Source organism: Telluria sp. B2, from assembly GCF_051789535.1.
GTDB lineage: Bacteria > Pseudomonadota > Gammaproteobacteria > Burkholderiales > Burkholderiaceae_D > Telluria.
In genome coordinates this window covers 1,360,490-1,381,593 of sequence record NZ_CP196525.1, presented here as the reverse complement: position 1 = coordinate 1,381,593, position 21,104 = coordinate 1,360,490, and the positions used below count along the sequence as shown (strand labels likewise).

The window sequence follows — 21,104 nt, the reverse complement described above, 5'->3', positions numbered from 1 at the left end:
GATAGGCCCTTCAGGATCAAACCTCACCAAATGTAACGCCAAAAAGCACATGGCAGAGTGTGGTGTTTTGGCGGCATATTTGCGTCGTCCCGAGGGAAGTCTTGTGTCTTCTCAACAATTTAATTGCCTCAGTGCAGCAAACTCGCCTGAGTCCCTGTTCTCTGCATCCCTCTTCTTCGCTGCCAAGGAGCCCCATGTCGCCTGCCCCTATCCTTGCCCTGCTCCTCTTGCTTGCGTCTTTTCCTGCCCACTCCCAGACCAGGGCCCAGATCGATGCACTGAGGGCTGCACTCGAGCTGCAGATCTACCAGGCCACGGCCGACGCCGTGATTATCCAGCGCGAGGCGCAGGCGCGTGCCGCCGCGGCCGAGGCCGAGCGCGACGAGCTGATGGCGCGCCTGCCGCCGTCGTCGAGCAAGGCCCTGCGTGGCGAAGTGGACGTGTCGCAGTTCGGCGCGGCGGGCCTGGTCAAGGCTTTCGACCTGGCCCAGGAGCTGGCGGCCGAAGTGTGCATGGCCCTGCCTGCCGGCGAACGGGTGGCGCTTTACGAGCCTGGCGCGGCGCAGGGCGTGCTGGCGGCGCGCCTGGTGCGGGACGCGTTGCTGCGCCACACGGGCGACCTGGCCGAGCGCAACCGTGAACTGGACCGGGTGATTGGCGCACGCGCGCCGGCCTTCGATGGCGGCGCGGCGGCCTTGGCCCTGACCGTGGTGCCGGCCACGCTGCGCGCGGCGGCCGACCTGGGCGCGCTGTTCAAATCCGACCTGACCGCCGCCGGCATCGTCTATGGCGAGGGTGCGCGCACCCTGTTCGTCACCGCGCTGGCCGCGCACTGTCCGGAGCGCATCGGCGGGCTCGGTTCGGGCTATCTCGGCGAACTGGACGCGCGGCAGTACGAGGTCCTGCTGGAGCAGGTGCGCGCCCTGGCCGTCCAGCGCGGCGGGCTTGCCGGCCGCGTCGCCGCCGTGCAGAGGCTCGCGGACGCCGCCAAGGGCGACGAAAAAAAGGACCTGGCGGCGCTGGCGACGGGCGGCGCCGCCCTGCTCAAGACGGTGGACGCCTTTGTCGATTCGCTCAAGGCGGGGGAAGCCGGGGACAAGAGTCCGCTGTTCAATGCGGCGCGCTACCTGGGCTATGCCGGGCGCACCGAGGGGCTGCGGGTGCTCGATGTGGACTTGCGGCTCGAGGGCATGACCATCGTGAAGGACAATCTGTTCACCGGGCAGAAGCTCAGGCTGTCGGGGGTGGCGTTTCTCTGGTACCGGCTGCATGAGCCGGATGGGACGGTGCGCCTGGCGAAGACGCTGCGCAGGATGACGCGGCCGGTGGAGGTGGATTTGCGTGGCGAGGGGGTGGGTGGCGACTTCTGGGGCGGCGTGGCGCGCTGAGAATGGCGCCACGCTTTCCTCGCGGCGCCTGCATCGGGATGGCGGCAGGCCACCCTAAGGTTTGCGCAGGGTTTGCTCGATCGCGCCGAAGATAGCCTTGCCTTTTTCGTCGAGCATCTCGATGCGGATCGTATCGCCGAAGCGCATGAAGGGCGTGCTCGGCGCGCCGTCGGCGATGGTCTCGCGGCAGCGCTGCTCGGCGATGCAGGAGTAACCGAGGCTGGCGTCGCGGTTCGACACCGTGCCCGAGCCGACGATGCTGCCGGCGCGGACATTGCGGGTCTTGCACAGGTGGGCGACCAGTTGCGGGAAATTGAAGGCCATGTCGGCGCCGGCGTCGGGCTGGCCGACCAGGTGGCCGTTCCAGGTCGAGCGCAGCGGCAGGTGCAGCTTGCCGCCGCGCCAGGCGTCGCCCAGTTCGTCGGGCGTCACCGCCACCGGCGAAAAGCTCGTCGCCGGTTTCGACTGCAGGAAACCGAAGCCCTTGGCCAGCTCGGCCGGAATCAGCTTACGCAGCGACACGTCGTTGACCAGCATGAGCAGGCGGATCTTGCCGTGGGCCTCGTCCGGCGTCGCGCCCATCGGCACGTCATCAAGGATCGCCGCCACCTTGGCTTCGAAATCGATGCCCCACTCCTCGTGCGCAAGCACGATGTCGTCGTGCGGACCGAGGAAATCGTCGCTGCCGCCCTGGTACATCAGCGGATCCTCGCGGAAGGATGCCGGCATCTCGGCATTGCGCGCGCGCCGCACCAGTTCCACGTGGTTCAGGTAAGCCGAGCCGTCGGCCCACTGGTAGGCGCGCGGCAGCGGCGCCATGCAGCGCTTCGGGTCGAAGTCGAAGGCGCGCCGCGCCTGGCCGGCGTTGAGCTGGGCGTACAGGTCGTCGAGCTGGGGCGCGATGAAGGCCCAGTCGTCGAGCGCCGCCTGCATGGTCGGGCAGATGGCGTCGGCCATGTGCGCGGTTTTCAGGTCGCGCGACACGACAGCCAGCTGGCCGTCGCGGCTGCCGTCGTGGATGGTCGCAAGTTTCATTGGCGGTCAGGAAAATAACGGTGCGTTATTGTAGTGCACCGTCTCCCCCTCCCTGCCTCAGAAGGTGCCGAGCAGGCCCAGGCCGATCGAGCGCTGGAAGTAGTTGTAGTCGATCAGGCTCTGCCCATAGCCGGCAAAGGCCTGGGCATAGCCCTTCAGGTTGCCTGCGAGCGGGAAGGCCCAGCCGGCCAGGATCGCGCCCTTGTCGGTGTGGAAGTTGTAGCGCATCGTGGACGAGTAGATATGTCCGCCGCGGCGATAGGCCAGGGCCAGGTCGCCGCGGCCCATGTAGTCGACGATATCGGGATTGTCGTCTTCGCTCGCGCTTTCGTTCAGGCGCTTCCAGACCCGGGCGGTGGCCGAGAAGCCATCCTTCTCGACGCCGAGCTGGGCATAGACGCGGTTCCAGCTGCGCGAGAGCGTGCCGGACTGGCCATTCGACTGGTGCACGAAACCGAGGCCGGCGAAGCGCAGGTCGACGCCGCCGACCTGTGCGTGCAGCGGCGTGATCGCCATCACTTCGGGCTGGTAATTGGTCTCGCGGAAAGGACTGGACGCCTGGTGATTGGCCGCCTGCCAGTAGCTGTTCTGGGTGTAGCCGAACCACAGGTCGACTGGTTTGCCAAAGGCCTGCTCGATCATCTTCATCTTGAAGCTCAGCTGGAAGGCCAGCTCGGCCTTCGACAGCTTGGTTTCGTTGTCGGTCAGGTCGCGGTAGGGGGCGTAGGGCGCGTCGTTCGGGCGGTAGGTCCGGGTGGCGATCAGGTAGTTTGCGTGGTGCGGGCGGAACTTGAACACGCCGCGGCGGTAGGGGTCGTCGAGTTCCCAGTGGTCGAGCTGGCTGAATTTCGCGCTGCTCTCGGCGGAGGGTTTGGCCGTCACCACCGGGACGGTCGCCGCCGGGGCGCCGTCGGCCGGGTTGACGATGACCGCCGCCTCGGTGCGCGGCGCCGGCGTTGCCGCCAGCCTGTCGAAACAGGCCAGGCGGACGGTGTTGTCCGGGATATTGGCGCAGTCGGCGAGGACTTTCGGGACTTCTTGCGCGCTGGCGGCTGCGGCGCAGACCAGGGGAAGCGTGATCAGGAGGGTGCGGTGTGGGAGCGGCATCTGGAGCACAATTATCGGTTGCGAAAATGCGTCATCGCAGCCGGCCGCGCACGACCGCGCCGACCACGATCTGACGCGAGTCAATACAATTTTGTATGAAGATCAGCTTTTTTGTCGCACGCTTGTGGACAGATGGGGTGACGCGACGTGGAATGCTGCAGCGTGGTGGCGATGGCGACGGTCATACGTTCGTGCCCGGCCAGCTCCCATAGGGTGGGCACGCCGTGCCCACTCGGAACGATGCGCTAACGCGACTCCCTTTCATACGCTAACGCTGCGCGGAGTGTGCGGCTCGAAGAGCGTCAACGCGGCTCATGCGTTCGCGTGGGCACGGGGTGCCCACCCTACGGGAGCTGCTGTAGGTGGAGTAGACCCGTAGGGTGGGCGGCTCGACCCGAACGTAAAAGCAAACGCGGCCTGAACGCCGCCCACGCGTTCAAGCGCCGTTCGCAATACCGCAACATTGAGCGGAGCCGCTCAGGCCGGTACCAGCAAATCGAGCTGCGCCTGCTCCAGGAAACACCACTCCCCTTCCTTGAGGCCCAGCGATTCGAGCGTCAGGCCGCCGATCGCCGAACGGTGCAGCGCGCTGCAGTGGTTGCCGGCGGCGGCCAGCATGCGCTTGACCTGGTGGTACTTGCCCTGCTCGAGCACGATTTCGAGCTGGTGCTCGCCGCGCTGGACGCAGGACACCGCGCGCAGGGGCGCCGGCTCGTCGTGCAGTTGCACGCCGCCGAGCATCTGCTCGACCAGGGCCGGGGTCACCGGCTCGGCCGTGGTCGCCTGGTAGATCTTCGGCACATGGCGCTTGGGCGAAGACTGGGCGTGGATGAAGGGGCCGTCGTCGGACATCAGGAGCAGGCCGGTGGTGTCGTGGTCGAGGCGGCCGACCGGCTGCACTTCGCGCCAGCCGAACTGTTCCGGCAGCAGGGTCAGCACGCCCGGGTGGTGGCTGGGTTTGCGCGAGCATTCGAAATTGGCCGGTTTATACAGCGCGATATAGACGTGTTCGCGGTAGACCCATTCCTCGTCGAACACGGTCAGCACCAGGCCGCTGGTCTCGACCGTGGTCTTGTAGTTGTCTTCGATCACGCCATTGACGGCGACATCGCCGTCCTCGATCAGGGCGCGGCAGTACTTGCGGGTACCGAAACCCTGCGATTGCAGGATGCGGTCCAGGGATAATTTACTCATGGGCGAGACTTTAACAGAAGGCCCATGGACGGCAAAGGCCGCTGAATGTTACCGCTGGGATAGAGATGATGCGCTCGTTTGAGGTAGATCAATCGTAGCGAGCAATCCATTGATAGACTTCAACTCCATTAGGAATCGGCCTAATGCATCTAGAGGAATTGATGAGAGATGCAGTAGGAATTATTCAGAATTAATAAGAGGATTACGAGATGCAACCAGTGAACCCCACAAGGGACACAGTGCCCGCAGCCGTCCCGGCCTCAGTCCGAGCAGCACGCCTGTCGCTGGCGCGTTCGCATACCGCGCTGTTCCCTACCCGGCTCGCGCTGGCGCGCTGGACCAGCGGCGGCAACGTCCCGCATCTGCACAGCGCCGGCCATGCACCTCTGCGCGCCGCCTGGTATGCCAGCGCACAGCGCGACTTCCAGGCTTGGCTCGAGCGCGGCGGTTTCGTCCAGCACGACGATGGCACTGCCCTGGCTCAACCGGCCGAATCCGACACCCCCGCCTGACAAATCCTGTTGCACCAAAGAAAACGACGGCTTGCGCCGTCGTTTTCACTTCCCGGGAAGGGCCGGGTAAAGTGAGGAATGGAATTCTCTCGAAAACCGCACGCATGCGGCGCTTTAGCGTCAACGAATGAACAATTGCGAACAGGTTGGCACTTCTTGTTGGTCGCCCTCCCCTGAAAGAACTACGAGAGTCACTATAGGACACTTCGCGGAACTTTCAAGGAACATATTGAGCAACATCAGTTCGATTACTTTAACTTCGGCAACACCGTATGCGACATGGCCTTCACCGCGCCGTCGCCCACCGCCGCGCCGAACTTCTTCAGCACCCGCTCCGGCAGGCCTTCGTGGGCGGTGTAGTCGACGATGTCTTCGGCCTTGACGATGTCGCGCGCGACCGTGTCGACGGTGCCGAAACCGTCGGCCAGGCCCATGTCAACCGCCTTGGCGCCGGTCCAGTACAGGCCGGAGAAGGTTTCCGGGGTTTCCTTCAGGCGGGCGCCGCGTCCGGCGCGCACCACCGAGATGAATTGCTGGTGGATTTCGTTGAGCATTTCCTGGGCGTGGGCGCGGTGCTTTTCCGATTGCGGGCTGAACGGGTCGAGGAAACCCTTGTTGGCGCCGGCCGTCATCAGGCGCCGCTCGACGCCCAGCTTTTCCATGGTCCCGGTGAAGCCGAAGCTGTCCATGAGCACGCCGACCGAGCCGACGATGCTGGCCTTGTTTACATAGATCTTGTCGGCCGCGGCGGCAATATAGTAGCCGCCCGAAGCGCAGATCTCGTCGACCACCACGTACAGGGGCTTGTCCGGATAGCCCTTCTTCAGGCGCCGGATCTCGTCGACGATGATGCCGGCCTGCACCGGGCTGCCGCCGGGGCTGTCGATGCGCATCACCACCGCCGCCGAGCCGGCGTCGGAAAAGGCCTTGTTCAGCGAAGGGATGACATTGTCGGCCGATCCGCTGCCTTCCGCTTCGATCTCGCCGTTAATTTCGATGAGGGCAGTATGGCGGCCGAGGTTTTCGTCGTCGCTGCCGAAGCTCAGGCCGAGGTAGGTCCACAGGCCGACGACCAGCACGATCAGGAAGGCCAGCCGGAAGAAGATGCTCCAGCGGCGCGCCGCGCGGCGTTCCTTGATGGTGGCGAAAACCAGTTTCTCGAGGGTTTCGCGTTCCCAGTTGCCGGCGGTCGGGTTGGCTACGAACCGGCCTTCGCCATCGTTCCTGATGTTGTCGCTCATAAGCAATAAAGAAGTTAAATGGTTGCCGCCCTGCTGACTCGTTCCTGTCGCGGATCAGGCCGGCGCCCCGATCCGCTCGTCCGGCTGCCAGAGTACCTTGCCGTCGACTTCGCGCACGGCGATCGGGCGCAGCCGCGCGCCGCGGCAAGGCCCTCCCGCGCACACTCCGGTCTCGGGCCTGTACACGGCGCCATGGACGGAGCACATCAGGTACTCGCCGCCAGACTCGAAGAACTGGCCTTCTATCCAGTCCAGCTCGGTCGGGACATGGGCGCAGCGGTTCAGGTAGGCATACACGGCGCCGCCGAAGCGCACCACGAAGCCGGTGGCCGGGTCGCCGAAGGCCAGCACCGGGAAGCGCACGCCCTCCCCGCCGTCGACCAGGACGCTCGAATCGCAAATGTACACATCGGCCATTATGCGTTGTCGGCCAGCCAGGCGTGCAGCTCGACCGCGGTTTTCGCCGAGAACACGGGATGGCAGGCCTGCAGCTGGTCGACCGGATGGGCGCCGTACTCGACGGCGATCCCGGCGGCGCCGGCATTGCGGGCCATCAGGAGGTCGTGCGTCGTGTCGCCGATCATCACGGTGCGGCGCATGTCCTGGCCGAGTTCGCGCGTCAGCTCCTGCAGCATGGCCGGATGCGGCTTGGAAAACGTCTCGTCGGCGCAACGGGTGGCGTCGAACATCGACAGCAGCCCGGCCGCGTTCAGGGCCCGGTTCAGGCCCACCCGGCTCTTGCCGGTAGCCACTGCGAGGAAATATCCCTGCTGGGAAAGTTCGCTCAACATCTCGCGAACTCCCTTGAACAGCACCAGTTCGTGGTCCTTCGTGAGGAAATGGTAGCGATAGCGCTCGACCATGCGCGGGTACAGCGCCGGCTCTATGTCGGGCACGGCGGCCTGCATGGCTTCGGGCAGGGCCAGGCCGATGACGTGCGAAGCCGCCTCGTCGCTCGGCACCGGCAGGCCGACGTCGCGCGCCGCCGCCTGGATGCACTTGACGATGGCCGCCGTGCTGTCCATCAACGTGCCGTCCCAGTCGAACACGATCAGATCAAATTGCTTTCTTGGCATTTCTCCCGGCCCGAGCCGGCTCCTGTTAGCTACATCGGCGCATGTTGAATGGTGGGCACGGAGCGCCCACCCTACAGCATCAAACGTACATGCAATGTGGCAAGACTGTAGGGTGGGCGCCCCGTGCCCACCGTCCATCAATTCATCAACCCACCGGTTGCCCCAAGCTTACCAAGAAACGGTCACACTCTGCTGGCAGCGGCGCCTGCAGCGTCATCTTCGCACCGGTATCCGGGTGGGTGAAGGTGATCTTGTAGGCGTGCAGGAACATCCGGCGCAGCGCGCCGCGCGTTTCGGTGGCTTTCTGCAGCTGCTTGTTCAATGCGAAATCGCCGTACTTCTCGTCACCAAGAATGGGGAAGCCCGACGATGACAGGTGAACGCGGATCTGGTGGGTGCGCCCGGTCTTCAGCTCGGCTTCCAGCAAGGCAAAATCCTCCCACTTGCGCAGCAGGCTGAACACGGTATGCGATTCCATGCCGCCGGCCTGCACCACGACCCGGCGCTCGCCGTCCGGTGTCGTGTATTTATGCAGCGGCAATTTCACGTGCTGGCGCTTGTTGACCCAGTTGCCGGCGACGGCGGTCAGGTAGCGCTTGTCGGTGTGGCCTTCGCGCATCTGGTCGTGCAGGTTGGTCAGGGCCGAGCGTTTCTTGGCCAGCAGCAACAAACCCGAGGTCTCACGGTCGAGCCGGTGCACGAGTTCCAGGAACTTCGCGTCCGGCCGCGCGGCGCGCAACTGCTCGATGACGCCATACGACACGCCCGAGCCCCCATGCACGGCCACGCCGGCCGGCTTGTCAATGACGAGCAGGTGATTGTCCTCGTGCACGATCTTGAACTCGGCGCCGGGAACGGCGGCGCCGCTTGCTTTTTCAGCAACGCGAATCGGCGGGATACGCACCAGGTCGCCCTGCTCCAGCCGGTACAACTGGTCGATGCGGCCCTTGTTGACCCGCACCTCGCCCGAGCGCAGGATACGGTAAATATGGCTTTTCGGAACGCCCTTGCATACGCGCAGGAGGTAGTTGTCGATGCGCTGGCCGGCTTCCTCCTCGGTAATGGTGACGAAAGTCGCAGCTAAGGCCTGTGATGAAGGGGGAACAACATCGTTTTGCATCTTCATTTGGCCTGTCTTCCCAGAAATTCTCTCTAAGTCCTTCATTTTGAATATATAATCGACAGGCGGCGGTCAAACCTCTGCAGGTGTAAGAATTAAAACGATATTTTACACAGGGGCGCGTTCCATCGGCCCCGCTGGCATGCAAAATCGATGGAAAAAACGTGTACGCACATTCCTGCGTGGATCAGGGTTGCACCGCAGTTGCAATCGGGTAGTGCGCAGGAGTGCCGGATTGGATTGTTTGGAACTGTAAGGATAAGTACCGGCAAGCTTGCCTTTGCGGGCTCGCCGGTTGATGGTGTCGATAACGCTTGTCGTTTCGCCCGACCCGATGTAAGCCTCATCCGTAAGGCTTGAGAGTAAAGGCTGATTTCAAAGGACTTCGAGAAACCGTCACGAGCGCAAAAATTGTTGGCAGCCCCCACAAGGTGGTGGCCGACAAGCCGACGCGCAGCAGGTTGATCGACGTCCTCTTCGCCGATAGATCGAAGTCTTGGTTTGTTCGCTGGCTAAGGTTTGGCTGGTTGTTGCGCGCACCGCCTGGTTGACCCTGTTGCGCCGCTCGGGATGAGCGGCCGAGGGCAGCTACAGTTGCGGCGTGCCCTCGGCATGACGATCGACCCCATTCGCGCCCTGTGGCGGCAGCGTGGCCTTTGCTTCGCCGGCCCCCACACCCGGGCATACCCCCCCCTCCAGCTCTCCCCTCCCGCGTACGTCCCTGTACTTTCGCCGCCCTGGCAAGGCGGCACGGAACGGCCTACGGGTCGCGGAGTCAATAAAAATGAAACGTATGTTGTTTAACGCTACGCAGCAAGAGGAGCTGCGCGTAGCGATCGTCGATGGCCAAAAACTGATCGACATCGATATCGAAACGGCCGGACGCGAACAGCGCAAGTCCAATATCTACAAGGGTGTCATCACCCGCATCGAACCCTCCCTCGAAGCTTGCTTCGTCAGCTACGGCGAAGACCGCCACGGTTTCCTCCCCTTCAAAGAAGTTGCCCGCTCTTATTTCCGCGATGGCGTCGACGTGCGTAACTGCACGATCAAGGAAGCCCTGCGCGAAGGCCAGGAAATCATGGTCCAGGTCGAAAAAGAGGAACGCGGCAACAAGGGCGCGGCCCTGACCTCGTTCATCTCGCTGGCCGGCCGCTACCTGGTGTTGATGCCGAACAACCCGCGCGGCGGCGGCGTGTCGCGCCGTGTCGAAGGCGAAGAGCGCCAGGAACTGCGCGAAACGATGGACAAGCTGGACCTGCCGCAAGGCATGTCAGTGATTGCCCGCACCGCCGGCATCGGCCGCACCGTCGAAGAACTGCAGTGGGACCTGAACTACCTGATGCAGCTGTGGCGCGCCATCGAAGGCGCCGGCAAGTCGGCCGCCGGTCCTTTCCTGATCTACCAGGAAAGCTCGCTGGTCATCCGCGCCATCCGCGACTATTTCCAGCCTGATATCGGCGAAGTCCTGATCGACACCGACGAGATCTTCGAGCAGGCCCAGCAGTTCATGAGCCACGTGATGCCCGACATGGCGCACCGCGTGAAGCGCTACAGCGACGACGTGCCGCTGTTCTCGCGTTTCCAGATCGAACACCAGATCGAGACCGCCTACGCGCGCACCGTGCCGCTGCCGTCGGGCGGCGCGATCGTCATCGACCACACCGAAGCCCTGGTTTCCATCGACGTCAACTCGGCGCGCGCCACGCGCGGCTCGGACATCGAGACCACCGCCTTCAACACCAACTGCGAAGCGGCCGACGAAGTGGCCCGCCAGCTGCGCCTGCGCGACCTGGGCGGCCTGATCGTGATCGACTTCATCGACATGGAAGTGGCCAAGAACCAGCGCGAAGTCGAGCAGCGCCTGAAGGATGCCCTGCACCACGACCGCGCCCGCGTTCAGATGGGCAAGATTTCCCGCTTCGGCCTGATGGAACTGTCGCGCCAGCGCCTGCGTCCGTCGCTGTCCGAAGGCTCCCACGTGACCTGCCCGCGCTGCTCGGGCACCGGCCACATCCGCGATACCGAATCGTCCGCCCTGCAGGTGCTGCGCATCATCCAGGAAGAGGCGATGAAGGAAAACTCGGCCACCATCCACGTCCAGGTGCCGGTCGACGTCGCCGCCTTCCTGCTGAACGAAAAGCGTGGCGAAGTCATGAAGATCGAGGCGCGCCACCGCATCAGCGTGATCCTGGTGCCGAACAAGCATCTCGACACCCCGCATTACAAGCTCGAGCGCATCAAGCACGACGACCCGCGCCTGGAAGACGCCTCCGCCAGCTACTCGCTGGCCGAGACCGCCGAAACCGACATGGCCTACAGCAAGCGCCAGAAGGAAGAAGCCAAGCCGCGCCAGGAAGCCGTGGTCAAGAGCATCACCCCGGCCCAGCCGGCGCCGATGGTCGACCGCAGCGAGCCGGTCAAGGCCGCCAAGCCGGTCGAACCGCCGGTGGTTGCCGTTCCTCCCGCTGTCGAACCGGCTCCTGCCGGCTTCTTCTCCAGGCTGCGCAGCTTCTTCTTCGGCGCACCGGCGCCGGTTGCACCGGCTCCTGCCCCGGCCGAGCCGGCCAAGACGGAAGCCCCGGCGCCTGCCGAACGCGGCGAGCGCAACGGCCGCGGCCAGCGCACCCGTAATGGCCGCAACGGCAAGACCGGCCGCGAGCGCGACGAACGCGAAGTGACGGCCAAGGCCGGCGCCGACGAGACCGCCAAGGCCGAACGCGAAGAAAAGGCGCCGCGCCAGCCGCGTCCGCCGCGCGAGCCGCGTGCTCCGCGCGAAGCGCGTGAACAGGTCGAGGGCGCGCCAGCGCCGAAGGCCGAGCGCACCGAACGTGCCGAGCGCACCGAACGCGCCGAGCGCCCACCACGCCAGCCGCGCGAGCGCACCGAACGCACCCAGCCGGTCGAAGCCAAGGCCGAAGACCTGAGCGCGGCCGAGGCGATCCCGACGCCGGTGAGCGAACTGTCGACCACCACCCCGCACGGCGACCAGCTCGACCACGCGGTGAAGGCGGTCACCAGCACCGGTCCCGTCGGCGACGAGATCGACAACGAAGCGGGCGACGAGCCGCGCCGCCGCCGCCGCCGCGGTGGCCGCAACCGCAACCGCCGCGATCGCGACCAGGTCGAAGGCATGGAATCGGCCGAGCACGGCGAACACGAAGGCACTCCGGCCTTCACGCCGGTAGCCGACGAGGAAGCCGCCAAGGTCCAGGCCGAGAAGTCCGGCCGCAAGCCGCGCGGCGCCAAGCCGCAGGACGCCAAGCTGGCGCCGTGGCCGTTCCCGACCGCCGCATCGGTCGCCGCCGCCAAGGCCAAGGCCGCTGCGAAAGCGGCGCCTGGCCCTGCGCCGGCAGCCGCCGGGCAGCCGGCTTCGGCCGCAGCCGCTGCGGCGCCGCAGGTCCAGGCGCCGACTGCCGATACCTGGTTCTTCCCGACCTCGGCATCGATGGCTGCAAGCCAGGCCAAGCCGGCCGCCGCTGCCCAGCCTGCACCGGCTGCCGAAGCCACGGTCGACACCACCACGACAGCGGCCGCCGAGCCGGTCCAGGCCGCCGCGCCTGCTCCGGTTGCCGAGCCGGTGCAAGCCGAGCCGGTGCAAGCTGCCGCGCCGGCACCGGTCCAGCCTGCGCCGGCTCCGGCCGCCGCTCCTGCTCCTGCTCCTGCGCCGGTAGCAGCCGCCGCGTCCGCCAACCTCGACGAGCTGCTCGGCAACGTTGGCCTGACCCTGGCCGCGACCGATCCTGAAAAGCTGCGTGCAGCCCAGGAAGCGGCCGCCAGGGCCGCCGCGCCGGTACGCCTCGGCCGCGCCCGCAAGCCGGTCGCGCCGCCGGTCGAAGAGCAGCTGATCCAGGTCGATACCCGCCAGTAATCGCGCCTGCCGTGAAAGCGCGCTGAAAGAGGGAAGCCTGCGGGCTTCCCTCTTTTGTTCGCCCCTCCTCTTCCATCGCGCTCCTTCGTGTTCATCCTGGCCGGTCCGCTGGCCGAAGCCACGCGCGGCGAGCTGCCCTGACCGCGCCGCTGGCCGCGATCCCGGCGGCGGTGGCCGGCGTCATCGCCAGCCTTGCGCTATACTTCGGGCGCGAAGTGTTCTTCGCTGGCGGGGCCCTCCAGCCCGCCGCCCTCGTCATTGGGGCCGTCGCCGCTGTCGCGCTGTTGCGCTACCGGGTCGGCGCCATCAAGCTGCTCGCCGCCTGTGCGCTCGCGGGCCTCGTGCTATCGTATTGGTATGGCTGAAAAAATCATCATGCTGAATGACCTGCGCAGTCCCGCGCTGGCCGTTCCGGCAACACCCGTCGCGCCCAGCGGCCATCTCGTCGATGCGCTCGCGCGCCCCTTGCACGACCTGCGCATCTCGGTCACCGACCGCTGCAATTTCCGCTGCGTGTACTGCATGCCGAAGGAAGTGTTCGGCAAGGATTACCCCTATCTGCCGCACGGCGACCTGCTGTCGTTCGAGGAAATCACGCGCGTGGCGCGCATCTTCATCGCCCACGGCGTCGAGAAGATCCGCCTGACCGGCGGCGAACCGCTGCTGCGCAAGAACCTCGAGCACCTGGTGGCGATGCTGCGCGCCCTGCCCACCGCATCCGGCCGCCCGCTCGACCTGACGCTCACCACCAATGGTTCGATCCTGGCGCGCAAGGCGCGCGCCCTGAAGGACGCCGGCCTGGACCGCGTCACGGTCTCGCTCGACGCCATCGACGACGCCGTCTTCAAGCGCATGAACGACGTCGACTTCGCGGTCGCCGACGTGCTGGCCGGGATCGAGGCGGCGCAGGCCGTGGGCCTGGGCCCGATCAAGGTCAACATGGTCGTCAAGCGCGGCAGCAACGACGACCAGATCGTGCCGATGGCGCGCCATTTCAAAGGCTCGCCCGTGATCCTGCGCTTCATCGAGTACATGGACGTGGGCGCCTCGAACGGCTGGAACATGGACGAAGTCGTGCCGTCGAACGAAGTCGTGCAACGTATCTCGGCCGAGATGCCGCTGGCGCCGCTCGATCCCAACTACATCGGCGAGACCGCCGCGCGCTGGCGCTACGTTGATGGCGGCGGCGAGATCGGCGTGATCTCCAGCGTCACCGGCGCCTTCTGCAAGGACTGCAGCCGCATGCGCCTGTCGACCGAGGGCAAGCTCTATACCTGCCTGTTCGCCACCCAGGGCCACGACCTGCGCGCCCTGCTGCGCAGCGGCCATGACGACCTGGCGATCGGCGGCGCCGTCGCGCGCCTGTGGCAGGGCCGCAGCGACCGCTATTCCGAGACCCGCACCATCAACACCACGGGGCTGGCGCGCGGGGCGCGCAAAGTCGAAATGTCCTACATCGGCGGTTAATAAAAAATGCAGAAGATGCAGAACATGAACAAGCAGGCATCGATCAGCGGACTGATCCTCGCGGGCGGACGCGGCTCGCGCATGGGCCACGTCGACAAGGGCCTGCAGCCCTTCCGCGGCAAGACCATGGTGGCGCACGTGCTCGAGCGCCTGGCGCCGCAAGTGGCCAGCGTGGCCATCAACGCCAACCAGAACCTCGACACCTATGCGGCGCTGGGTGTGCCGGTCTGGCCGGACGACCTGGCCGGCTTCGCCGGGCCGCTGGCCGGGCTGGAAACCGGCATGCGCCGCTGCCAGACCCCTTATCTCCTGACCGCCCCCTGCGACTCGCCTTTCGTCCCTGCCGACCTGGCCGCGCGCCTGCTGGCCGCGCTGGAGGAACAGGATGCCGACCTTGCCTTCGCCGCGACCCGGGAGCCAGGCCAGCGGGTGCAGCCGCATCCGGTGTTCTGCCTGGTCAAGGCCGGCCTGCTGCCGATCCTGTCGAGCTACCTGGCGGAGGGCGGACGGCGCATGGACGGCTGGTACAAGGACCTGAAGTCCGTCGAGGTGCTGTTCGAGGATGCGGACGCCTTCCGCAACATCAACACGCTCGACGAACTGCGCAGCCTCGACACCGGCGCCCCGCAGCGCCTGCAGGACGTGACGAGCTGCCTGTCGGCCTACGATCCGGACGCGCTGCCGGTGCGCGACGCCCAGCGCATCATCCGCGACTTCGTGCAGCCGGTGCGCGCCGTCGAACAGGTGGCGCTGCGCGCCGCCCTGGGGCGCGTGCTGGCGCGCGACATCGTCTCGCCGATCGACGTGCCGGCCCACGACAACTCGGCCATGGACGGCTACGCGCTGCGCGGCGGGGATATCCCGGCGGACGGTGTGGCGCGCCTGGCCGTGATCGGCACCGTCTATGCGGGCCGCCCGACCGACCTGGCGCCCGGCCCCGGCGAATGCGTGCGCATCATGACCGGCGGCGTCATGCCCGCCGGCTGCGACAGCGTGGTGCCGCAGGAGCTACTGCTGGAAGACGGCGAACACGAGATCGTACTGAAGACGGGCACGATCCGTGCCGGCGACAACCGGCGTTTTGCAGGCGAGGACCTGAAGGCCGGCAGCCCGGCCCTGCGTGCCGGGAAGATCGTCCGCCCGGCCGACCTGGGCCTGGTCGCCTCGCTCGGCATCGCCGAGGTGCCGGTGCAGCGCCGCCTGCGCGTGGCCTTCTTCTCGACCGGCGACGAGCTGCGCTCGATCGGCCAGGCGCTCGATGAAGGCAGCGTCTACGACAGCAACCGCTACACCATCTACGGCATGCTGCAGCGCCTGGGCTGCGACATCATCGACATGGGCATCGTACGCGACGATCCGGCGGCGCTCGAGGACGCCTTGCGCAGCGCCTGCGAGAACGCGGACGCGATCGTCACGTCCGGCGGCGTCTCGGTCGGCGCGGCCGACTACACCAAGCAGATCATGGCGCGCCTGGGCGACGTCACCTTCTGGAAGATCGGCATGCGTCCGGGCCGGCCGCTGGCTTTCGGCCGTATCGCATCGAACGGCCACAGCGCCTTCCTGTTCGGCCTGCCGGGCAATCCGGTGGCGGTGATGGTCTCGTTCTACTTCTTCGCGCGCGAGGCGCTGCTGCGCATGATGGGCGCCGAAGCCCCCCTGCCCCTGCTGCGCGCCCGCTCGCAGGGTGCAATCCGCAAGAAGCCGGGCCGCACCGAATACCAGCGCGGCATCCTGACCCACGGCGAAGACGGCGCGCCCCAGGTACGCATCACGGGCTCGCAAGGCTCGGGCATCCTGCGCTCGATGTCGGAAGCGAATTGCATGGTGGTGCTGCATGACGAACAGGGCAGCGTCGCGGCGGGGGAGATGGTGGATGTGTTGATGTTCGAGGGCCTGGTTTGACAAGCCACCCGTACTGATCGAAGAAACGTAGGGTGGACGGGTCTCCCGTCCACGCGTTCAACCGGCCGTTGCGCTGCCGCGCATTTGATCCGCCTCACCGACCACGGCCGTCGCACCGCTACGATGGCGCGATGTCCCGCTTCCGCCGCACCGTCACCGGCTCGACCTTCTTCTTCACTCTCGTCGCGTGGCGTCGACGTCCCATCCTCTGTGACGAAGCAATTCTTGACGCGCTGCGTGATGCAATCCGCACTGTGCGTTCGCGGCGACCTTTCATCATCGACGCGTGGGTTCAACTACCGGATCATCTCCATTGCATCTGGACTTTGCCACCCGACGATACCGATTTCTCACAACGCTGGCGGGAAATCAAACATCACGTTTCCTATATCTGCCGTGATCGATACAAGGTCGCACCAATCTCCCCGGCCATGAAACGCCGCGGCGATTCATCGATCTGGCAACGACGTTTCTGGGAACACCAGATCCGCGACGAGCGCGATTTCAGCCGTCACATCGATTACATCCACATCAATCCGGTGCGGCACGGATTGGTCGGGCACGCGTCGTTGTGGCCGTATTCAAGTTTTGAGCGGTATGTGCGAGAGGGGATTTATCCGGCGGATTGGTGCGGACCCATCGACATGCCGGAGTTGTGTTGGGAATGAGCGTAGAGCGTTTCGATTGATCGGGCGACCGTTGAACGCGTGGACGGCGGAGCCGTCCACCCTACGGGTCAATTGCATGCACAGCGGTCAATCATCCCGCTCCATCCCATCCGGCCCCAGCATCAGCTGCGCCGCCTCGCTCGGCAGCGCCTCGACCGACTTCAGCTTGCGCGCCATCTGGCGGCTGCGCACCTCGGCGCTTTCGATGTTTTTCGCCGCCTTCTCGAGCGTTGCCTTGGTCGCGGCCAGGACGTCGCCGAACTTGGCGAATTCCGTCTTCACCGCGCCCAGCACCTGCCACACTTCGGACGAGCGCTTTTCCAGCGCCAGCGTGCGGAAGCCCATCTGCAAGCTGTTGAGCAGCGCCGTCAGGGTCGACGGGCCGGCGATCGTCACCCGCAGCGTGCGCTGCAGGTCGTCGGCGACGCCGGGGCGGCGCATCACTTCGGCGTACAGGCCTTCGGTCGGCAGGAACAGGATCGCGAAGTCGGTCGTCTGCGGCGGCGACACGTATTTCTCGCAGATGGTTTTCGCTTCGGCGCGCACCGCGCGTTCGAGCTCGGCGCCGAAACGGGCCACGCCTTCGGCGTCCGAGCGCTCCTGGGCTTCCAGCAGGCGCTCGTACTGCTCCTTCGGGAACTTGGCGTCGATCGGCAGCCACAGCGGCGGCCCGCCATCGACCACGCCCGGCAGCTTGATCGCGAACTCGACGCGCGCGTTGGAACCGGCCACGGTCTCGACGTTCTTGGCATACTGGTCGACCGTCAGCACCTGTTCGAGCAGCATCTCGAGCTGGACTTCGCCCCAGGTGCCGCGCGTCTTCACGTTGGTCAGCACGCGCTTCAGGTCGCCCACGCCGATGGCCAGTTGCTGCATCTCGCCCAGGCCCTGGTGCACCTTTTCCAGGCGCTCGGAAACGTGGCGGAAGGACTCGGTCAGGCGCGTTTCCAGCGTCGTGTGCAGCTTCTCGTCGACGGTCTGGCGCATCTCTTCCAGGCGCTTGGCGTTGTCACTTTGCAGATCGCGGATCTTGGTTTCGAGGGTGGCGCGCACTTCCAGCATGCGCTGGGCGTTCGATTCGGTGAGATTCGCCAAGGTCTGTTGCAGGGTGTCGGCGAAGCGCTTCAGGGCGCGCGCCTGTTCCTCGCGGCCGCCGGCCGCGTGCAGCTGCATCTGCTGGCGCATGCTGTCCAGTTGCTGGACGGTGGCCGCCTGGTGCTGGGCCATGTGCGCCGCCAGTTCCTGGCGCGTGGCCTGGGCGCTGTGCTGCAGTTCGAGGCGCAGTTCGCGCTCGACGCGTTCGAACTGCTGGCCGTCGCCGCTGCCCTTGCCGCCGCGCGCGCGCAGCAGCACCAGCACCTGCAGCGCGATCACGGCAAGCAGCGCGACCGCGATCACCGCGAATTGGAGGGTGCTCATCTCAGTCGGCCTTGTTACGCATCCAGTCGGCGGTCTGGTAGAAGGATTGCATCAGGCGCAGGCGCAAGGCGTCGTCCATGCCGATGTCTTCCATGGCCCAGGCCATCGCACGCAGCCACTGGTCGCGCTCGCTCGTGCCGATCGCGAACGGCAGGTGGCGCGCGCGCAGGCGCGGGTGGCCGTAGCGCTCGATGAACAGGTCGGGCCCGCCCATCCAGCCGGACAGGAACATGAACAGCTTCTCGCGCGAGCTGTCGTTGGGTTTGGGGTGCATCGCGTGGATGCCGGCGAATTCCGGCTCCAGTTCCATCAGGTCGTAGAAGCGGTCGACCAGTTCGCGCAGGCGGCTTTCGCCGCCGATGATTTCGTACAGGGTTTGGTTCTCGGACATTCTGCCATGATAGCGCAGCGGCGCCGCCATGTGGGAGGTAGGGTGGACGGGTTCTCCCGTCCACGCGTTCAACCATCATGTGAACAGCCGTGAAGGTATGCAGGCACGCGTTGAACGCGTGGACGGCAGAGCCGTCCACCCTACGATCCCTCCAGCGCGCGTCGCAGGCTAACCGGTCAGCCCGCCTCGCGCAGCGTCTGCAACGGCGGCTGGCGCAGCACGGCGCGCAGGCCGAGCCAGCCGCCCACCAGGGCGCAGACCACGCCGGCGCTGATGCCGGCGCCCCACACGCCCGGCTCGAAGGTCCAGGGGAACTTGAACTGGTAGTTGGCCAGCGCCCAGCCGAGCGCCGCCGCGCCGGTCGCGGCCAGCAAGCCGGCCAGCCCGCCGACCAGCACGAACTCGATGCGCTGGGCCTGCGCCAGCTGCTTGCGGGTGGCGCCCAGGGCGCGCAGCAGCCCGGCCTCGCGGGTGCGTTCGGCCTGCGAGCCCATCAGCGCGGCGTAGAGCACCAGCACGCCCGAGGCGAGCGTGAACAGGAACAGGAATTCCACCGCCACCACGACCTGGTCGACCACTTCCTGCACCTGGCGGATGATGCCGCTGACGTCGATCACGGTCAGGTTCGGGTAGGCGCGCGAGAGCTGGCTGGCCAGATTGGCGCCACGCTCGGGCAGGTGGAAGGCCGTCATGTAGGTGGCCGGGGCGTTCGCCATCGCTGCCGGATTGATGATGACGAAGAAGTTGGCGCGCATCGAACCCCACTCCAGCTTGCGCAGGCTGGTCACCTTCGCGTCCACCACCAGGCCGGCCATGTCGAAGCGCATCACATCGCCCAGCTTCAGCCCGAGCGTGCGGGCGATGCCCTGCTCGACCGAGGCCTCGGCCACGCCCGGAGCGTCCGTGTACCACTTGCCGGCGACGATCTCGTTCTCTTCCGGCGGCTGGGCCATCGTCGACAGGTTGAATTCGCGGTTGGCCAGGCGGCGCGCGTCGTCGCTGGTGTAGGTATTGGCGGTGACGGGCCTGCCGTTGACGGCAGTCAGGCGGCCGCGGATCATCGGGTAGAGCACCGGGGCCTGCACGCCGGCCTGGCGCAGCTGGCCTTCGACGCCCTGCTTCTGGTCGGGCAGCACATTGATGATGAAGCGGTTCGGCGCGTTCTCCGGCGTGGCGCGCTCCCAGGCCGCGACCAGGTCGCCGCGCACCACGGTCAGGAGCAGGAGCGCCATCAGGCCCAGCGCCAGCGACACCACCTGCACCACGGTGGCGCCCGGACGGCGCTGCAGCGAGGTGACGGCGAAGCGCCAGCCCTGGTGGGCGAAGAGATTGCGCGAACGGCGCAGCAGGCGCAGGCCGAGCCAGGCAACCAGCGCGAACACGGCGAAGCCGGCCAGGAAGCCGCCGGCGGTAAGCAGGGCCAGCTTCGGGTCGCCCGCCTGCCACAGCAGGAGCGCGACGAAGACGCCCGTGCCCAGGCCATAGGTGGCCAGCGCCATCGGCTGGGGCGCCGCCTGCTCGCGCCGGATGACGCGGTTGTGCGGGACGTTGCGCAACTGGAGCACCGGCGGCAGCGCGAAGCCGACCAGCAGCAGCATGCCGGTGGCGATGCCCTGCAGCGCCGGCAGGAGCGACACCGGCGGCAGGTCGGCCGGCAGCAGCGTGCCGATCAGCTCGAGCAGCACGAAGTGCGCGCCGAAACCCACCAGCACCCCGAGCAGGCTGCCTGCCAGGCCGACGATCGCGAATTCGATCAGGTACATGGCGCCGACCTGGTTCTGGGTCATGCCCAGGCAGCGCAGCATGGCGCAGGCGTCCAGGTGGCGCTGCATGAAGCGGCGCGCCGCCATTGCCACGGCGACCGCGGCCAGCATGGCCGACAGCAGGCCGACCAGGGACAGGAAGCGGTCGGCGCGGTCCAGGGTCGCGCGCATCTCGGGGCGGCCGTTTTCCAGCGACTCGAGGCGCACGCCCTTGACATTGTCTGCCTTGATCCGTTCGCGCAGCCAGCCATCGAAGGCCTTCACGCGCGCAAAGTCGTTCTTCGACGGCGCCGCCACCTGCACGCGGTAGGTCACGCGCGCGAAGTTGTCGACCAGGCCGGTCGACTTCAGGTCGAGCATGTTGAGCAGCACGCGCGGCGCGAAGTTGGCGAAGGATGCGCCGCGGTCCGGCTCGGCCGCGACCAGCTGGGCGATGGTGAAGCGGCGGTCGCCCAGCTGCAGCGTCTCGCCGACCTTGACGCCGATCGCCGGCAGCAGGTTGGCGTCGACCCAGACGGTGCCGGGCGCGGGGATCGCATGTGTCTTCGTGCCGAGCGCTTCGCTCGCCTCAACAGGGTTGGTCGTGATGCGCAGCTCGCCGCGCAGCGGATAGCCGGGCGACACCGCCTTGATCGACGCGAGCTGGGCCTGCGAATCCTCGCCCTCCCCGCCCTGGGCCATGCTCGGGAACGTGACCGTGTCGGCCAGCAGCAGCCCGCGCCGCGCCGCCTCTTCGCGCCAGGCGGCGGCGACCGGCTGGTCGGCGTTGATCACGAGGTCGGCGCCGAGCAGCTGGTTGGCGTCGCGCGCCAGGCCGGCGCGCATGCGGTCGATGAAGAAGCCGACCGAGGACAGGGCCGAGACGGCGACGACCAGCGCCACCAGCAGGAAGCGCAGTTCGCCCGCGCGCCAGTCGCGCGCGGTCATGCGGAGGGACTGGATCAGCACGG

At 66.6% G+C, this 21,104-nt stretch carries 17 protein-coding genes; 7 read left to right on the top strand and 10 right to left on the bottom strand.

What is annotated here, in order from left to right:
- The first annotated feature begins 194 nt into the window (after window positions 1-194).
- On the top strand, window positions 195-1,388 hold the full coding sequence (locus tag ACSUZJ_RS06195; protein WP_499414294.1) for a hypothetical protein: 1,194 nt from the start codon (window positions 195-197) through the stop codon (window positions 1,386-1,388).
- A 54-nt stretch (window positions 1,389-1,442) separates the two neighbouring features.
- Here the strand turns inward: ACSUZJ_RS06195 and ACSUZJ_RS06190 are convergent, their stop codons facing one another.
- The 3 genes from ACSUZJ_RS06190 to ACSUZJ_RS06180 all read right to left on the bottom strand — a co-directional run bounded on the left by ACSUZJ_RS06190 (window position 1,443) and on the right by ACSUZJ_RS06180 (window position 4,724).
- Entirely contained in the window at window positions 1,443-2,423 is a 981-nt protein-coding gene (locus tag ACSUZJ_RS06190) for a fumarylacetoacetate hydrolase family protein (RefSeq protein WP_499414292.1), read from the bottom strand.
- Window positions 2,424-2,480: 57 nt separating this feature from the next.
- On the bottom strand, window positions 2,481-3,530 hold the full coding sequence (locus ACSUZJ_RS06185; RefSeq protein ID WP_499414290.1) for a phospholipase A: 1,050 nt from the start codon (window positions 3,528-3,530) through the stop codon (window positions 2,481-2,483).
- 477 nt (window positions 3,531-4,007) lie between these two features.
- Window positions 4,008-4,724, bottom strand: a complete 717-nt coding sequence (locus ACSUZJ_RS06180) for a pseudouridine synthase (protein ID WP_499414288.1) — start codon at window positions 4,722-4,724, stop codon at window positions 4,008-4,010.
- Between the two features lie 239 nt (window positions 4,725-4,963).
- On the opposite strand from ACSUZJ_RS06180, the gene ACSUZJ_RS06175 reads away from it, so the two are divergent.
- Complete coding sequence (locus tag ACSUZJ_RS06175) at window positions 4,964-5,236, top strand: hypothetical protein (RefSeq protein WP_499414286.1); 273 nt, start codon at window positions 4,964-4,966, stop codon at window positions 5,234-5,236.
- A gap of 248 nt (window positions 5,237-5,484) precedes the next feature.
- Here the strand turns inward: ACSUZJ_RS06175 and ACSUZJ_RS06170 are convergent, their stop codons facing one another.
- The 4 genes from ACSUZJ_RS06170 to ACSUZJ_RS06155 all read right to left on the bottom strand — a co-directional run bounded on the left by ACSUZJ_RS06170 (window position 5,485) and on the right by ACSUZJ_RS06155 (window position 8,679).
- Window positions 5,485-6,477: a S49 family peptidase gene (locus tag ACSUZJ_RS06170; protein WP_499414285.1), complete on the bottom strand. Its 993-nt coding sequence runs from the start codon at window positions 6,475-6,477 to the stop codon at window positions 5,485-5,487.
- Window positions 6,478-6,531: 54 nt separating this feature from the next.
- On the bottom strand, window positions 6,532-6,894 hold the full coding sequence (locus ACSUZJ_RS06165; protein ID WP_499414283.1) for a Rieske (2Fe-2S) protein: 363 nt from the start codon (window positions 6,892-6,894) through the stop codon (window positions 6,532-6,534).
- Window positions 6,894-7,553 carry an HAD-IIIA family hydrolase gene (locus ACSUZJ_RS06160; RefSeq protein WP_499414281.1) on the bottom strand — a complete coding sequence of 220 codons (660 nt, stop codon included), beginning with the start codon at window positions 7,551-7,553 and terminating at the stop codon, window positions 6,894-6,896. The genes ACSUZJ_RS06165 and ACSUZJ_RS06160 overlap by 1 nt, the downstream gene beginning before the upstream one ends.
- 145 nt (window positions 7,554-7,698) lie before the next feature.
- Window positions 7,699-8,679, bottom strand: coding sequence for an RluA family pseudouridine synthase (locus ACSUZJ_RS06155; RefSeq protein ID WP_499416461.1), 981 nt, complete (start codon window positions 8,677-8,679; stop codon window positions 7,699-7,701).
- Window positions 8,680-9,457: 778 nt separating this feature from the next.
- Between ACSUZJ_RS06155 and ACSUZJ_RS06150 the strand changes: the two genes are divergently transcribed.
- The 5 genes from ACSUZJ_RS06150 (at window position 9,458) to ACSUZJ_RS06130 (ending at window position 16,581) form a co-directional block, all read left to right on the top strand.
- Window positions 9,458-12,544 (top strand): Rne/Rng family ribonuclease, encoded by a 3,087-nt coding sequence (locus tag ACSUZJ_RS06150; protein WP_499414279.1) that lies wholly within the window; start codon window positions 9,458-9,460, stop codon window positions 12,542-12,544.
- Between the two features lie 170 nt (window positions 12,545-12,714).
- A complete protein-coding gene (locus ACSUZJ_RS06145) occupies window positions 12,715-12,909 on the top strand; it encodes a hypothetical protein (protein WP_499414277.1) in 195 nt (64 codons plus the stop codon).
- The gene (gene moaA / locus ACSUZJ_RS06140) at window positions 12,902-14,011 is read left to right on the top strand and encodes a GTP 3',8-cyclase MoaA (protein ID WP_499414275.1); all 1,110 of its coding nucleotides are present in this window, start codon (window positions 12,902-12,904) and stop codon (window positions 14,009-14,011) included. The genes ACSUZJ_RS06145 and moaA overlap by 8 nt, the downstream gene beginning before the upstream one ends.
- 24 nt (window positions 14,012-14,035) lie before the next feature.
- Window positions 14,036-15,913, top strand: coding sequence for a molybdopterin molybdotransferase MoeA (moeA, locus tag ACSUZJ_RS06135; RefSeq protein ID WP_499414273.1), 1,878 nt, complete (start codon window positions 14,036-14,038; stop codon window positions 15,911-15,913).
- Window positions 15,914-16,044: 131 nt separating this feature from the next.
- On the top strand, window positions 16,045-16,581 hold the full coding sequence (locus ACSUZJ_RS06130) for an REP-associated tyrosine transposase (protein WP_499414271.1): 537 nt from the start codon (window positions 16,045-16,047) through the stop codon (window positions 16,579-16,581).
- A gap of 87 nt (window positions 16,582-16,668) precedes the next feature.
- On the opposite strand, the gene ACSUZJ_RS06125 is transcribed toward ACSUZJ_RS06130, so the two are convergent.
- From ACSUZJ_RS06125 to ACSUZJ_RS06115, 3 genes are all read right to left on the bottom strand, one after another.
- Window positions 16,669-18,000: a DNA recombination protein RmuC gene (locus ACSUZJ_RS06125; protein ID WP_499414269.1), complete on the bottom strand. Its 1,332-nt coding sequence runs from the start codon at window positions 17,998-18,000 to the stop codon at window positions 16,669-16,671.
- A gap of 1 nt (window position 18,001) precedes the next feature.
- Window positions 18,002-18,391, bottom strand: a complete 390-nt coding sequence (locus tag ACSUZJ_RS06120) for a group II truncated hemoglobin (RefSeq protein ID WP_312550438.1) — start codon at window positions 18,389-18,391, stop codon at window positions 18,002-18,004.
- A 176-nt stretch (window positions 18,392-18,567) separates the two neighbouring features.
- Window positions 18,568-21,102 (bottom strand): ABC transporter permease, encoded by a 2,535-nt coding sequence (locus tag ACSUZJ_RS06115; protein ID WP_499414266.1) that lies wholly within the window; start codon window positions 21,100-21,102, stop codon window positions 18,568-18,570.
- Window positions 21,103-21,104 lie beyond the last annotated feature (2 nt).

Excerpts from the sequence above, each read along its gene's own strand:
- ACSUZJ_RS06195 (WP_499414294.1), top strand. The coding sequence starts at position 195 with ATGTCGCCTGCCCCTATCCTTGCCCTGCTCCTCTTGCTTGCGTCTTTT.
- ACSUZJ_RS06190 (WP_499414292.1), bottom strand. The coding sequence starts at position 2,423 with ATGAAACTTGCGACCATCCACGACGGCAGCCGCGACGGCCAGCTGGCT.
- ACSUZJ_RS06185 (WP_499414290.1), bottom strand. The coding sequence starts at position 3,530 with ATGCCGCTCCCACACCGCACCCTCCTGATCACGCTTCCCCTGGTCTGC.
- ACSUZJ_RS06180 (WP_499414288.1), bottom strand. The coding sequence starts at position 4,724 with ATGAGTAAATTATCCCTGGACCGCATCCTGCAATCGCAGGGTTTCGGT.
- ACSUZJ_RS06170 (WP_499414285.1), bottom strand. The coding sequence starts at position 6,477 with ATGAGCGACAACATCAGGAACGATGGCGAAGGCCGGTTCGTAGCCAAC.
- ACSUZJ_RS06165 (WP_499414283.1), bottom strand. The coding sequence starts at position 6,894 with ATGGCCGATGTGTACATTTGCGATTCGAGCGTCCTGGTCGACGGCGGG.
- ACSUZJ_RS06160 (WP_499414281.1), bottom strand. The coding sequence starts at position 7,553 with ATGCCAAGAAAGCAATTTGATCTGATCGTGTTCGACTGGGACGGCACG.
- ACSUZJ_RS06155 (WP_499416461.1), bottom strand. The coding sequence starts at position 8,679 with ATGAAGATGCAAAACGATGTTGTTCCCCCTTCATCACAGGCCTTAGCT.
- ACSUZJ_RS06150 (WP_499414279.1), top strand. The coding sequence starts at position 9,458 with ATGAAACGTATGTTGTTTAACGCTACGCAGCAAGAGGAGCTGCGCGTA.
- moaA (WP_499414275.1), top strand. The coding sequence starts at position 12,902 with ATGGCTGAAAAAATCATCATGCTGAATGACCTGCGCAGTCCCGCGCTG.
- moeA (WP_499414273.1), top strand. The coding sequence starts at position 14,036 with ATGAACAAGCAGGCATCGATCAGCGGACTGATCCTCGCGGGCGGACGC.
- ACSUZJ_RS06130 (WP_499414271.1), top strand. The coding sequence starts at position 16,045 with ATGTCCCGCTTCCGCCGCACCGTCACCGGCTCGACCTTCTTCTTCACT.
- ACSUZJ_RS06125 (WP_499414269.1), bottom strand. The coding sequence starts at position 18,000 with ATGAGCACCCTCCAATTCGCGGTGATCGCGGTCGCGCTGCTTGCCGTG.
- ACSUZJ_RS06120 (WP_312550438.1), bottom strand. The coding sequence starts at position 18,391 with ATGTCCGAGAACCAAACCCTGTACGAAATCATCGGCGGCGAAAGCCGC.